This is a genomic window from Bythopirellula sp. (assembly GCF_041737835.1).
Taxonomy (GTDB): domain Bacteria; phylum Planctomycetota; class Planctomycetia; order Pirellulales; family Lacipirellulaceae; genus Bythopirellula.
Genome location: NZ_JBGSQY010000021.1, coordinates 81,261 through 94,664, shown reverse-complemented (window position 1 = coordinate 94,664; position 13,404 = coordinate 81,261). Strand labels below are relative to the sequence as shown.

Sequence of the window (13,404 nt, the reverse complement as noted above, 5' to 3'; positions counted from 1 at the left end):
ATGCGACACTTAGTCAGCCTCAACGACGTCACGAGCGATGAGATTCAACGGATCTTCGCTCTTACTGCCGACCTCAAAGCCAAACTTGAAAAGGGAATTCGCGAGCCGATTCTCCCTGGCCGCGTGATGGCTCTGTTGTTCGAGAAACCATCTCTCCGCACGCGCGTGAGTTTTGAATCCGGCATGGCTCACATGGGTGGTTCGAGCATGATGCTGGGCGACGACGTCGGCTTTGGCAAACGGGAACGGATCGATGACTTTTCGCGCGTGTTAAGCGAGTTGGTCGACGTGATTGTGATGCGCTGCAAAAAGCACGAGACCGTCGTTGACGTGGCGAAATACTCGACCTGCCCGGTCATTAATGGGCTGACTGATATGGAGCATCCGTGTCAGGCACTTGCGGATTTATACACGATCAAATGCCATGTCAAATCTCTCAAGGAAGCGAAACTCGCCTGGGTGGGCGATGCGAATAACGTTGCACGCAGTTTAGCGCTCGCCTGCGGTAAGCTGGGGGTACATTTCGCGGTAGCTACGCCAAAGGGTTACGGCTTTGCTGATGAATTCCTCGCCGAACTCAATAAAGAATGCCCCGGCATGAATTTGACTCTGACCAACGATCCCATCGCTGCTGTGAAGGGATCATCGGCCGTTTACACCGACGTGTGGGCGAGCATGGGTCAGGAAAGCGAACAGGAGCAACGGAAGATTGATTTTGCACCGTTCCAAGTGAACGGCAAGTTGATGGCGGCTGCTCCTAAGGATTCCGTCTTTATGCATTGTCTCCCCGCGAAACGTGGCGAAGAAGTCACCGACGAAGTGATGGACAGCCCCAACAGCGTGATCGTCGAACAAGCGGGCAATCGGATGCACGTGCAAAAGGGTATACTCGCCTGGCTGATGGCCGCTCAAAACTAACTTGCGGCTGATAGAATCACCCGTATTCCCGATCTAAACGAAAGTTGCCATGCCCACCCGAAGCGATAATCGCCCCGCCGACGCCTTACGTCCGTTCATTTTGGACCCTAGCGTTCCTGGCGCTGCCGCTGGCAAGGTGCTCGTTCGCGCGGGCCGCACGACCGTACTTTGCACGGCTAGCGTTGAAAACGACGTGCCGCCGTGGCTTGTCGGTCGCGGCAAAGGTTGGGTGACGGCCGAATATAGCATGCTCCCTGGTAGCACTTCCCCGCGAAAACAACGCGAACGCGGCGTCAAAGTCGATGGCCGGAGTTCCGAAATTCAGCGTCTTATCGGCCGCTCACTCCGCGGCGTGGTCGATCTCGCGGCACTTGGCGAGCGCACGGTAACCGTCGATTGTGATGTTTTAGAAGCCGATGGCGGCACGCGAACGGCAAGTATCACGGGCGGTTTCGTCGCGTTGGTAGCCGCGTTGCGATCGCTTCCCGAATTCAGCGGCGACAAAAAACTCCCGCTCACCGATTCGATTGCGGCGGTGAGTGTGGGAATCGTCGACGGCGTGCCGCTGTTGGATCTTGATTACACCGAGGACGTTCGCGCCGACGTCGACATGAACGTCGTCATGACAGGCCGTGGACGGTTTGTCGAGGTGCAAGGCTCCGGTGAAGAAGCGACGTTCGACAAGTCGGAACTGATGGCGATGATTTCCCTCGCGGAAAAAGGAATCAGCGAACTAAGCCGCCTGCAGCGCGAGGCGTATCACATCACACTGCAGACGGATTGAGTCTGTAAGAAATTGACAGTGGTACTTAGATACCACCACCTCCACCGCCAAACCCGCCACCACCACCGCCACCGCTTTGAACCTGTGTAGAAAATTCAAAGTTCTGGACGTTACCAATACTTGTGAACGACGGCGCGGGCGTGATGCGAACGTAGCGGCGATCGGCTGACACCACTGCCTGAGCTGTCATCTGAGCACCTTGTGGCAAAGTAATAATAACCGGTTGGTAACCTACAGCACCGATTTGCCCGTTGAGTCCTAGCCCTCGACCTACGCCCAAGTTTCCGCCCGGGCCACGAATTGGAGCAATCCGCGGATCAGAGAAATCGCCCATTCGTTGGGCCAATACGGATTGGCTGATCGCTTGCTGCCGCTGCAGCGCAACTTCGACTTGTTGAGCCTGCAATGATTGCAGCCTGCGTCCGTCTTCTAATTCAAATACGATCATCGCATCGCTGTCATCGTTTACTTTAATGTGCTGACGTTCGTGCATTTCACGCTCCGTGCCACGGTGCTTGTATACGTCGACGATGACTTTGCCAGCCACGACATCGCCGTAGATTTTACGGAGACGAGCGCGGTAAGTTCCAGGGAAGGCTTGAGCGTTAAGATATTTTTCGCTCAATGCCTGCGATTTGTCGCCCGTATCTTGGCTAGCAATGTCCCCCGTGCAGACGCCACCTCCAGTCGTGCGAGCTTGTTGCAAGGAACAAACCGTGCCACCTGGCTCTTCAACGATCAAATCAACGTCTGCATCACCGGTCCAAGTGACTTCAATGACAACGTCGCGCGACAAGGCATTTTCAAGTTGTGAACGATATTCGGCAGCTAGTGGATCCTTGGCGGCTTCCATCGTTTCAAGCGTCGATTTTGCCACTCGGAAGGCCGTGTCGTAAATCTCCTGCTGTTCCTTCGGCCAGTCGTTTCCAAGAATACCAACCGTAGCCCAACGGATGCCTGCGGCATCTTCAGTGCGCTGTGCGGCACGCAATCCCAAGGCATAGGCTTCAGGATGCAAACCTGGCAACTTGGTCACTTGGCGATAAACGTCGAGAGCACGGTTATCCAAACCGATGTGGGACAAATACTGAGCTATCAACTGCAGCTGATCAGCTGAGGTGCTAAAGTCGCACGCCGACATCACTGCCCGCTCGATATCTTCCTTCGAGCGGCCATCAAGCTCCATGGCAATACCCAAGGATTCGTACATCCAAGGCTGCGATTGGCCATTCTGGATCGCTGCTTGAATCAGTTCGATGACTTCAGCCGGCTGATCTTGCTTCATCAGGTTCCGAACAGATTGGCGCACATGAGCCGGATCAAGCTTTTCATTGGCAAATCGCTCGGTCCAATTCCCTTGTTGGGTTTGTAATTCGGCGGGAGTTTGGCTCACGCTGACGGGTTGAGCTTTCGTCTCTCCCTGTGGAGCAGGTGCAGCTTCGGCATCGGCTTCTTCAGCGACATTAAACATGCCACCACCACCACCACCACCCATGCCACCACCGCCCATACCACCACCACCACCCATGCCACCACCGCCCATGCCACCGCCACCCATGCCACCACCGCCCATGCCGCCACCCATACCACCGCCGCCCATTCCGCCACCCATACCGCCAGTCATACCGAGACTTTGAATCGGCAGCACCAGGTCGGCCACAGGATAGACCTTCACTTTGAGGGCTTCATTGGCTTTTTCTTCGGTGGTGATCATCAGGACTTCGTCGTCAATGGTGTAGGTCAAGTCTTCGAGACCGGGTTGACGCAGCATCAAATTAAGTGCGGAACGCAGCGAAATATTTCGCAAGTTAACCGTAATCTCGGTGTCGGGGCTGATAGCCACTTCATCGAGAGCCGCGTTGTCGAACACGATGGGAATATCGTAGATCTCTTGAAGCTCGTTGATGATTTCGTTCAACGGCTGCTCATCGTATTGCAGCGGAGCCTTCAGCGGTTCACGCAAAGCCGATTGAATTGCTTCTTCTGCCTTACTACGAGCACTCAAATCCACTGAAGCATACTTCTTGCGACGTGCGGTAAGAGCCTCCCACTCCTCGGCATCGGGATAAACAATCGGCGGATTGTCTGGAAATGGGATGTGAGAGATTTCGTTCTGGTACATCGTTTCCCAGAAGTTCTGCCAACGGGCCGCTCGGGTGACTTGCTGCAGATAATTGTGACGTTTGAAACTCGCCCACAAGCTAGCCACTCGCGGTGTCACACCGTTGGGATCAATCTCTTCCACAACCTGTGCAACCTCCACAGCTTCGAGGAATCGACGTTCGTCGATCAAAGCGTTAAACCGCTCCATCAACTGTTTTTCTTTCTCAATTCGCTGTTCCAGACGTTCGTTGATCAACTTGCTTTCGCGTGCCGCAGCCAACTGCTGTTCGCGCTGACGATCTAACTCATCTTTCAAGAAGGCTTGATGACGGGCTTCCTTAATCGCAATTTGGAGTTTATCGATCAACTCGGCACGTTTTTCTGGTGACAAATCCGGGGCACGGTTCACGCTGTCCAAGGCGAGCTTCATATCCTGAATCGCGACCTGAGGATCAGCCGACATCGTACTACGGGCATTCAGAATCGTGTTCTGAATTTCCTTGCTGAGCATCTCGGCGTAAACGCGACGTTCTTGCTCGACCTGATCAAGGAAAGCACCGTCGCTCGCCTCGGGGGTCATGACATCATCCGCGGGACGAACCAACGAAATGTCGCCTTGAGGTGGAACAGGAACCGTATTAGAAGCAGCGGCTGCCGGGGCTGATTCAGCGGGAACGGCCTTGCCGGCAATCACGTTTTGCACCGTACGCGCTTGTAAATTGCCTGGGTCGCCTCGGAGCACCGCCTCCGCAATACGTCCGGCCGATTGCTTGTCGCCGCTCGCAGCGGCACGTTCGGCCATTTTGGTAAGTTGATCCATTTGCACGCCGATCAAACGCGCCACTTCCGCCAAGCCCGCCGATCCAACGGTCGGGAGCGAGGCACCGTCATCAACTTTCGCGATCTCGATGACTTCCGTCAAAAAGGCGTGATCGTCTGAGGGAGCTTCCGGAGTGACCGCCCAAGTGAACTTTTCCTGTTCGGCACCAGAGGCGGCGTCGATCTCGAGATTCAACGATTTGGGTAATGCCTCTTTCGTGCTGCCGATCAAAATCGTGTCGCGATCGGCACGCAAAGGTGGCGTCACGGCGGGATAAACTTGTCCCAACGTGCCAGGCAAATTTACAGCGGTGGGCCAGAGAACTCGCCCACGGACTGCGGAGACTAAATCTTTGCCCGCCAGTTGAGCATTACGTAGGTTATCACCTTCGGCTTGTTGGATGGTGATATTGCCGCCGGATTGGTTGGCGAGGCCTGCGAGCAAATTCACGTCAAGGCGAGGACCCACGGCAAAGCTGGAAACGCTTGCGCGGGCGTCGCGCAATTCAGCCAGAGTTGCAGCCATCGTTTCCTTATCGAGCAAATTCGCCGTGCTAATGCCATCGCCGATGTAAACAATCGTGCGTTGGCCTTTGTCTGTTTTAGAAAGCTCGGCGACTGCAGCTTTTAACGCAGCGGCCATGTCGGTCGAACCCAGCGGAACTTGCTTACGCAGTTCGCTGATCGCGGCTTGGATTTCTTCGCTTTGAGGACCCGTAAATTTGGAGGTCACTTGATTGACTTTCAGATCGACGCCCAGAAGCTCAACTTGATCGTCCGCCTTCAGGCCCGCGAGAAGTGTATCGAGCGCCGCAAACGCCGCTTCGCGATATTCCCCCTGCTGGCTCGCCGAAGTATCAAACAGAATCACAACGGCAGCTTGAGGAACTTCCTTCTCGGGCACATCAGCCATCAAGCTGAGGGCGTAGTTTGTCGTCCCCTCGTGCTCGTAGGTGATCATTCGCGAAGAGTCGGCGGCCCGACCCTCACTCGTGATAGCCAAAGCGGCGACTAACATGCATGCTGCAAACAAACGATACTTACGCATTGATGCGCTCCCGTTCTTCCCCAAAAAAGGTTTGCCTAACCTGTTCCTAAAAAGCACTCCGCGCTAGCGCCGGGAAGACCCGCCGCAGCCGCTGAGTTTCTGTAAAGCTCCAGATACTATCAGTTTAAGCTGGTCGAAATCGGACTGCCACAAGATTTCGCCAGATTACCAAGCCAGTTTGCGTCGAAGAGGAGCTTTACGAGCCCCTTTTGCTCGGGATTTTGCGGTTTTTCCCATAAAACCGCCCGTTTCTCGGTCCGGAAGCCAGTTTGTACGGGGATCGACACATCCGGCGTAATCGGAACACGAAAGTGAAGTGTCCCTCAATTCATCCATCGCAGTCCAAACCTCGCTTGAACGTGAACGAATGTTCGGCAAGGATCGTATACCCATCATAAGACGATATTTGTCTTGCGCTGGCGAACTTATCTAAGACGATTGACCGTGCAAAAAATAAGATTCATAGGAGTCATCAAATCATGAAACGGGTTTTAGCGCTGTGTGCCATGACTGGATTGCTTGGCATTGCCGTGGGCATGGGGTTAGGGCAACGCGAAGCAGAATTTCCCTCCGCAGCGGGAACTGCCTTCGCCGTGCAACCTGCCGCGAACGTCGCCCTCAATGACCCCGCCCCTTGGGCCAACCAGGCCGGCGAAGAACGTCCACTGACAACAGAAGAGCAAACCAATGTCTATGTTTACGACCACGCCAACCCCAGTGTCGTGAACATCGATACCCGCAGCGTGCAGATCGATCACTTCTTCGGCTTGCAGCGCGAAGCAGAAGGAACCGGATCGGGAGCGATCCTGGATCGCGCAGGCCACGTAATTACGAACTATCACGTGATCGACGGGGCTGATCAGATTGAAATCACGCTAGCCTCTAGCAAGAGCTATCCTGCCACCGTAGTAGGTGGTGATAAGGAACAAGACATCGCTGTCTTGAAGGTCGACGCCCCCGCAGAGGAACTGACTCCGATTACTCTCGGCCATTCCGACAAATTGCGTGTCGGTCAACGGGTGTACGTTCTGGGGAATCCTTTTGGTTGGGATGGCACGCTGTCGACGGGCATCGTTTCGAGCCTTAATCGCGATCTCCCTAGCCGCGTCCCTGGTCGCAACATGGAAGCCCTGATTCAGACCGACGCTGCCATGAATCCCGGCAATTCCGGCGGACCGCTCTTGAATACCAGCGGGCAAATGATCGGCATGTGCGTGGCCATTGCTACGAAAGTCGGTCAAAGCGCGGGCGTAGGTTTTGCGATTCCTATTGATCGAATCAAAAGCATTGTCCCCGAATTGCTCGATAATGGCCGGCTCGTTCGCGCGGACATTGGGATCACGCACGTGATGGAAACAGAGACAGGATTGGTGATTGCTCGGCTCGATCCTCAAGGACCCGCGGCTCAAGCAGGTTTGGAAGGGTTTCGCCGCGTGGTTCAGCGACGGCAGCAAGGGCCGCTTGTTTATGAAACTGAGCAGATCGATCGCAGCCATGCCGACCGTATTCTGGCCGTCGATGGCGAGCCAATGAAAACGGGCGTGCGATTTCGCGACAAGATTTGGGAACACAAGCCCGGGGACGTGGTGAAGATTACGATCCTCCGTGACGGCAAGCAGCAAGACGTTGATGTCAAGCTGGCAGCCGACTGAGATTCACCTCAAAGACTATTCACAAAAAAAGCCCGGGGACCAACTGGTCCTCGGGCTTTTTGAATTTGTCGACCTAACTACTTATTACGGAGCAGCAGGTGCTTCGGCGGGCTTAATGGCATCGGCCGCATCTTGAGCAGCATTTGCGGCATCTTGAGTGACATCAGCAGCGCCCTGAGCAGCGTCCGCGGCAACTTCCTGACCAGCTTTAGCGGCGTCTTTCGCGGCATCAGCTGCGGACTCGGCAGCGGCCTTCATATCCTCGGCAGCTTTTTCCGAGGCGGCTTTTGCATCAGCAGCGGCATCTTCAACAGCAGCCTTTGTTTCGTCAGCAGTTTTTTCCATGTCGGCAGCGGCCTTCTCCATGGTTTTCTCGGCTTCGCTCGGACCGCAGCCCACAATGGCCAACCCAATCGTTAACGTGACCAAAGCGTGTGTAATTCGCATGTTCGCACCCCTATTGTTTGCAGGGAAAGGAAATCGACGCGGTGGCACAGTTGCCTGGTGAACACCCACCACGAGTTCATCAATCCTTAATGATAGCCGCGCCACTAAAACCAGTACCAGAAGAATGAACACATTCTCCGTTAATATAAATGTAGTTCGCCAACGAACGGCCATAATTGGACCGGCTTATCTCACCGAAAAACTCGCGGCCAATTGACCCGTATTATCGCTACGACTAAACTCAGTGATTCCCCTGAAACGAACGCCGTTTGGCGAATCTTGCCGTGAGACAGCCCCAAAGTCGCCTGATTTGCGATTTCCTGCTTAAATTTGCAGGGGTGTTGACTGCTGTCTCGATCGCGATTGCGACCGTCGGAATTCCCGTGGACCTTCCCTTCGCCAAGGAAATCCGAGAGTTCTTCCCCTGTATGAATTGCGGCTGCGGCTGCGTTAATGCTGAGATGTGTTGGCGAGATTGCTGCTGTTTTACAAACGCACAGAAATTGGCTTGGGCCCAAGAAAACGGCGTATCGGCTCCCGCATTTCTGCTAGAGCAAGTTGCCGTGGAAACGCTTCAGGACTCTGAATTGGCCGACATGAAGCCCTGCTGCCGAAAGCGCGCCTTGGCTGCTCGCAAGACAACGAGTTGCAGCCGAGACAACCCAAGCTGCGATTCGGAATCCGAATCCGATTCTCAAGAATATGCGCCGGGAATAATTGCGATCAACGCGTTGAAATGCCAAGGGAATTCCCTGTCGCTCTCCTTGCTCCCACCCTCGATTCCCACCGACAAAATCGGCACCGACTTGCCGATTCTGCCCGGCGAGGAAGTCTTCATCGCCGAGAATCTTTTCTATCAACCGCCTTGCTTTGATGCGGTCGTACCACCCCCAGAATTTGCCGTTCTGTAAATCTCTAACGGCAAATTACTGAATTTCTTTTTTCCAATCGTATCGCAGACCGATTCGGTGCTGCGCATTCGATGGTTTCATCTTTGTACGACGACACAAGAAAGGTTTTGATCTGATGTATTTTAAAAATTTTGTATGCGCATGCGCACTTACATTGGCAGTACAGGCTACCTATGCCCACGGGCCTCAAATGCAGGTCACGGCTAATGACGGCAAGATCGTTACTCGTAGCATTCTCAACGATGTTTACGAGCCACTCACGTCGCCCAAGACCGTGTACGTGATGGAAGTGTTGGACTATCGCAACGTGTGGTACGCTCGTCCAGAAACGAAAGTAAATCCGCCCGAGCATCCCACGGCCCCAGGACAACCGGTTTATTATTCTGGCCCTGGATTGGCCTACGGCGTGGATCAAACCTTCGCCGTTGGCAGCAGCTTTTCGATCAATTTCCTGACCGGATTGCAGCTTTGGAACGGAGCAAGCTTCGGCGATGCTGGATCTGCGGAACTGCAATACTACCGCGGTGGCTCGGTGGGTGGTGATGGTCAACTCATCAACCCGACCGCGTCAATTACCACGGTTGATAACACTTCGTCATTAAACTTGACATTTCCTGCGATCGCTGCCGGATATGATGGCGAAGCTCATTCGACAGCACGCTTGCGTTTCCTGGGCGATGGCACCACTTCACCCGCAGGGAGTGGTCCTCAAACAGGCACCGTTTCCAGTGAACCTGCCGACGGTATTTATCTCGCGAGTTTGATACTTTCCAGTAACGATTCCTCGCTAGAAGCTTCTGATCCTTACTACTTTGTGATGCACAAAGGAGTCCCCTGGTCAGATGTTGCGGCGGCCATCGGCGCGCTGAATGTGCCAAACTCGGCGGTTCAAGTGCTCGGTGTTCCCGAGCCTTCGACACTGGTGTTGGCGGGCTTGGCTCTCACCTTGTTCGTTTCCCGACGGAGAATCCAGTCGTGAACCGTCAGCGAGCATTTACCCTCGTGGAGCTCTTGGTCGTGATCGCGATCATCGGCGTCCTCGTGGGCCTGCTTCTCCCTGCAGTGCAGAGCGCGCGGGCCACCGCGCGCTCTGCCAACTGCAAGAACAACCTGCGCCAGATTGGACTGGCCCTCCACCAGTATTGCGATACTCACGATGGCGAGTTTCCCGATTGGTCGCATACGGCCGGTGCTGATAAATCGTGGATTTATACACTGGCGGACTACTTTGAAAACGTCGATGGCCTACGAATCTGTCCCGACGATTTGTTGTGGAAAGAACGACTCGACGCGCGAGCCACGAGCTATGTGATCAACGATTACATAGCGGCTCCCACGATCCCCGATGCTGTGCGGAACATGAATAAGGTTGCCGCCACCAGTAGGACGATGGTGATTTTTGAAATTGCCGACAAACAAGCAGCGAGCCCCGACGTCGAACATGCTCACTGCTCCCAGTGGTTCGACCAAATCAACATCGACTGGGACCGCGTCGAGTCCAAAGTTCGGACAGACATCCAACTCGAACGGCATGCCGATGCCGCTCACTACTTGTTCCTCGATGGCCATGTGGAATTGATCCCTGCCGATCAGATTATCACGTGGATCGACGAGGAATTCGATTTTGCCAAACCTGATGAGATTTGGAGTTCTCCCTGATGAATATTCGTATCTTCTTTTGCATAACTCTCGTTTGCCTCACGGCGAATCATGCGTTCGGTCATGGCACTCCGCTCGATATCTTCGTGGAATCCAACCGTCTTGTGGTGAAACATCCGTTCGACCAAATATTCGCGCCACAGATTTATGGGCAGGCAGATGAGTACGACGATTTTTCTGGCGTCGATAGCTTCCCTGGCATTGGAAACGTCGTTCTGTGGGATATCCCTGGTTTAGATATTCACGACATGACGGGCACAGCTAATCTGTCGCTGGAAGTTCTAGCACGTCCCGTGATTGATTCTCCCACGGCTGAGCACCGCGTGTTGTGGTATTGGAATCCCGAAACGGAAGCAGTGGAAGAATCTCCCGCCGAGTTTCATTTGTTTGGAACGGGTGCGCGAACTCTCACGCTCAAACCCGATGCTCAGCAATCGCCGCCTCCGTTTTTACTAGCCAATCAAGTGGCTGGGCAAACGGGCTATCACAATCATTCCTTGATCTTTTACGGCTTGGATGACGACGCAGTCGCTCCGGCGGGGGTCTATGGCTTTATCGCTCGATTTACCTCAAACGCTTATGCATCGAGCGATCCGTTTTTGATTATTTTCAATTACTTCACCGACAATGAAGAATTGTCTGCCAATGCGCTCGCCATTTACGAAGCGGCCACATTGCCCGGCGATTTCGATCTCGACGACGACGTTGACGGTCGCGATTTTCTGCTGTGGCAGCGGCTGGCGGGCTCCACCTCGCGCACCGTGGCCGATGCTTCACTCAACGGAATTGTCGACACGGCTGACTTACTCATCTGGCAAAACAATTACGGCACGGTCTTTGGCGAAACCATGCCAATCGGTGTGCTACAAGTTCCTGAACCGACAAGCCTCGTTGGCTTAATAGTTCTTGCCGCTCTTGCGAATATGCACCATCGGCGCCGCTTCACCCTGTAGCCCGCCACGCACGACCTTGGCCAGGAATATCCGATGATCGCCTGAATCGAAATGCGACACCGGCTCGCATTCCAGATGCCCCAGGCAATCGGTGAGAATGGGCACGGCTCGCGCACAATGACGAATGTTTAAGCCCTCAAATGCTGGCTGATCTGGTTCAAAGCCTTTGCCAAAATGTTTAAGTAGGTCGAATTGTTTTTCCGCCACAAGATTCAGAATGAACGGATCGCCGCGGGTGATCCAGTCTTCGACATAGCGCCCCTTTTTGACGGCAATCGTCACCATCGGTGGTTCAAAGCCGGCTTGCATGACCCAACTAGCGAGCATTCCCGTCGCCCGTTCACCCGAGCCCACGGTGAGAATGAAGATACCGCTCGGTACGCGTCCCAACACGGGATCAAAATCTGCTTGGCTCATCGTGAGTTCCTTCTCGTTGATTTCTTATCGCTTGATGGATCGACCCAATTTTTGCTCGACGCTATCGACCTTCGCCGTTAAGCGACCGCTCTTGCCGCGACGGTAATCGAGCTTTGCCGAGCAAGTGACTCGATCGGAATGCTTGGCCATCCGTTCGATGCAAGCACGCATGAGATCGATAACCTCATCAAGCTCCCCTTCGACAATCGTGCCCATCGAATGCACTTCGTAGGCGAGGCCACTTTTATCGACCAAATCGACGCATTCCGCGACGTATTGGCTGACACTTTCACCAACGCCCATTGGCACGATGCTCATCTCTAACAGGACCATAACGCCTCGTCCTTCCATCTTGCTTGCTAGCACTGCGACTGCATTTTACGGAGTTTTGTGACGCTGTCGACCTGGTTTGCTAGCACGTAAACTCATGGACTAGCCACAATTTGGGCGATAACTGCCCATATCGCCCTTCGCTGAGCGAACTCAATTCAATACTCTCCACGCCGAAATTTCGCACATCGCAACTTGTGTTTAGTGCGCTAACGACCCAACCACCCGCCAACGCTGCGACTTACTACACCATGGCTTCGCGAATCGTATTCGCACTGTTGTTCACCGGCTTCGCACTCTGCGATTGCTTGTGTTCGCGCGCGGATGCTCAATCGGTTGGCGGTCGCAACTCGAACTGGTCGCCTTATCGCCAATTGCACATCGCGCAAGATGTCGAGCCCGAAGATTCCGAACCGATCATCGAGCCTTCGCAATACATCGATTGCGAACCTTGCCCACCTGAATGCAACAGCATGAACGGCTACTGCGTGCCAGCGGCCGTCGCGCCGCAGCCGATCTATGTCGAGCAAACAGCAGGCACTCCCTTCATGTCGACTCATGCCCCCGCAGCCAATTGCGGTTGGGGCTGGGAAATCTTGCCGTCGGACGTGATCTGGCATTCCTATTGGGCGGGTCCCAAAGAACCACGTATGTCGGGCACGTTCTTCAAAGACGTTCACAATGAAGTCTCGCTCCTTGATGTTACTCTGGGTGGCCGTGCTTCCATCGTGCGTTATGGCACACGAGTTAATAATCAGCCTTATGGTTGGGAACTGCAAATCGAAGGCGCTGCCATGCCCCGTTTGAATCTCGATGAAAACTGGGATCTTGATTCGTCGGACTTTCGATTCGGTATCCCGCTGGTTTATGGGACTGATTTGGTTCAATTCAAATTCTCGTACTATCACCTCAGCTCGCATCTGGGCGACGAATTTATCCAGCGCGAAAACTTCCCGCCTGACGATCGAGTGAACTATTCTCGTGACGTACTCGTTTTTGGTACCTCGTTCTTTCCGCGTCCCGCTTGGCGGTGGTACGCCGAAGCGGGTTGGGCCTTCTATGCAGACGAAGGCGCCGAACCCTGGGAATTCCAATTCGGCGTTGACTACGCTCAACCTGGTCCCACCGGTGCGGGTGGCACTCCTTTCTTCGCGATCAACGGCCTATTGCGGCAAGAACTCGACTTCGGTGGTAGCTTGACCGCTCAAGCGGGTTGGCTCTGGCGGGGTAATACCGGTCGCGTCTTCCGTACTGGCGTGCAATACTTCAACGGCAAGAGCGACCAATACGCATTTAGTGGCCCGCTGCTGCAATTCGAGCAGCAGATCGGTGTCGGTCTCTGGTACGACTTTTAGGTCATCTC

11 protein-coding genes and 1 pseudogene are annotated in these 13,404 nt (G+C 54.3%); 8 read left to right on the top strand and 4 right to left on the bottom strand.

Translation table 11 applies throughout. The features are described 5' to 3' along the window. Both argF and rph read left to right on the top strand, forming a co-directional pair. A complete protein-coding gene (gene argF / locus AC6T8Q_RS05110; protein WP_500678048.1) occupies positions 1-918 on the top strand; it encodes an ornithine carbamoyltransferase in 918 nt (305 codons plus the stop codon). Positions 919-967: 49 nt separating this feature from the next. After that, positions 968-1,702 carry a ribonuclease PH gene (rph, locus tag AC6T8Q_RS05105; RefSeq protein WP_500678047.1) on the top strand — a complete coding sequence of 245 codons (735 nt, stop codon included), beginning with the start codon at positions 968-970 and terminating at the stop codon, positions 1,700-1,702. Positions 1,703-1,727: 25 nt separating this feature from the next. Here the strand turns inward: rph and AC6T8Q_RS05100 are convergent, their stop codons facing one another. Continuing rightward, a complete protein-coding gene (locus AC6T8Q_RS05100) occupies positions 1,728-5,672 on the bottom strand; it encodes a vWA domain-containing protein (RefSeq protein WP_500678046.1) in 3,945 nt (1,314 codons plus the stop codon). Between the two features lie 479 nt (positions 5,673-6,151). Here AC6T8Q_RS05100 and AC6T8Q_RS05095 point away from each other — a divergent pair, with 479 nt between their 5' ends. Further along, entirely contained in the window at positions 6,152-7,324 is a 1,173-nt protein-coding gene (locus AC6T8Q_RS05095; protein ID WP_500678045.1) for a S1C family serine protease, read from the top strand. A gap of 84 nt (positions 7,325-7,408) precedes the next feature. Here the strand turns inward: AC6T8Q_RS05095 and AC6T8Q_RS05090 are convergent, their stop codons facing one another. Then, entirely contained in the window at positions 7,409-7,771 is a 363-nt protein-coding gene (locus AC6T8Q_RS05090; protein ID WP_500678044.1) for a hypothetical protein, read from the bottom strand. Between the two features lie 284 nt (positions 7,772-8,055). On the opposite strand from AC6T8Q_RS05090, the gene AC6T8Q_RS05085 reads away from it, so the two are divergent. From AC6T8Q_RS05085 to AC6T8Q_RS05070, 4 genes and pseudogenes are all read left to right on the top strand, one after another. Further along, the gene (locus tag AC6T8Q_RS05085) at positions 8,056-8,682 is read left to right on the top strand and encodes a hypothetical protein (RefSeq protein ID WP_500678043.1); all 627 of its coding nucleotides are present in this window, start codon (positions 8,056-8,058) and stop codon (positions 8,680-8,682) included. Between the two features lie 190 nt (positions 8,683-8,872). Continuing rightward, a complete protein-coding gene (locus AC6T8Q_RS05080; RefSeq protein ID WP_500678042.1) occupies positions 8,873-9,661 on the top strand; it encodes a PEP-CTERM sorting domain-containing protein in 789 nt (262 codons plus the stop codon). Next, positions 9,658-9,861, top strand: a pseudogene (locus AC6T8Q_RS05075) (type II secretion system protein); the annotation flags it as partial. The gene AC6T8Q_RS05080 and the pseudogene AC6T8Q_RS05075, both read left to right, overlap by 4 nt. Before the next feature lie 479 nt (positions 9,862-10,340). Continuing rightward, entirely contained in the window at positions 10,341-11,294 is a 954-nt protein-coding gene (locus tag AC6T8Q_RS05070; protein WP_500678041.1) for a PEP-CTERM sorting domain-containing protein, read from the top strand. On the opposite strand, the gene AC6T8Q_RS05065 is transcribed toward AC6T8Q_RS05070, so the two are convergent. Together AC6T8Q_RS05065 and AC6T8Q_RS05060 are read right to left on the bottom strand one after the other, a co-directional pair. Beyond that, on the bottom strand, positions 11,238-11,711 hold the full coding sequence (locus tag AC6T8Q_RS05065) for a flavin reductase family protein (protein ID WP_496919668.1): 474 nt from the start codon (positions 11,709-11,711) through the stop codon (positions 11,238-11,240). The two genes, AC6T8Q_RS05070 and AC6T8Q_RS05065, sit on opposite strands and share 57 nt — an antisense overlap. A gap of 24 nt (positions 11,712-11,735) precedes the next feature. After that, a complete protein-coding gene (locus AC6T8Q_RS05060; RefSeq protein WP_500678040.1) occupies positions 11,736-12,044 on the bottom strand; it encodes an MTH1187 family thiamine-binding protein in 309 nt (102 codons plus the stop codon). Positions 12,045-12,238: 194 nt separating this feature from the next. Between AC6T8Q_RS05060 and AC6T8Q_RS05055 the strand changes: the two genes are divergently transcribed. After that, positions 12,239-13,396 carry a DUF1207 domain-containing protein gene (locus AC6T8Q_RS05055; protein WP_500678039.1) on the top strand — a complete coding sequence of 386 codons (1,158 nt, stop codon included), beginning with the start codon at positions 12,239-12,241 and terminating at the stop codon, positions 13,394-13,396. Positions 13,397-13,404: the final 8 nt, after the last annotated feature.

Excerpts from the sequence above, each read along its gene's own strand:
- argF (WP_500678048.1), top strand. The coding sequence starts at position 1 with ATGCGACACTTAGTCAGCCTCAACGACGTCACGAGCGATGAGATTCAA.
- rph (WP_500678047.1), top strand. The coding sequence starts at position 968 with ATGCCCACCCGAAGCGATAATCGCCCCGCCGACGCCTTACGTCCGTTC.
- AC6T8Q_RS05100 (WP_500678046.1), bottom strand. The coding sequence starts at position 5,672 with ATGCGTAAGTATCGTTTGTTTGCAGCATGCATGTTAGTCGCCGCTTTG.
- AC6T8Q_RS05095 (WP_500678045.1), top strand. The coding sequence starts at position 6,152 with ATGAAACGGGTTTTAGCGCTGTGTGCCATGACTGGATTGCTTGGCATT.
- AC6T8Q_RS05090 (WP_500678044.1), bottom strand. The coding sequence starts at position 7,771 with ATGCGAATTACACACGCTTTGGTCACGTTAACGATTGGGTTGGCCATT.
- AC6T8Q_RS05080 (WP_500678042.1), top strand. The coding sequence starts at position 8,873 with ATGCAGGTCACGGCTAATGACGGCAAGATCGTTACTCGTAGCATTCTC.
- AC6T8Q_RS05070 (WP_500678041.1), top strand. The coding sequence starts at position 10,341 with ATGAATATTCGTATCTTCTTTTGCATAACTCTCGTTTGCCTCACGGCG.
- AC6T8Q_RS05065 (WP_496919668.1), bottom strand. The coding sequence starts at position 11,711 with ATGAGCCAAGCAGATTTTGATCCCGTGTTGGGACGCGTACCGAGCGGT.
- AC6T8Q_RS05060 (WP_500678040.1), bottom strand. The coding sequence starts at position 12,044 with ATGGTCCTGTTAGAGATGAGCATCGTGCCAATGGGCGTTGGTGAAAGT.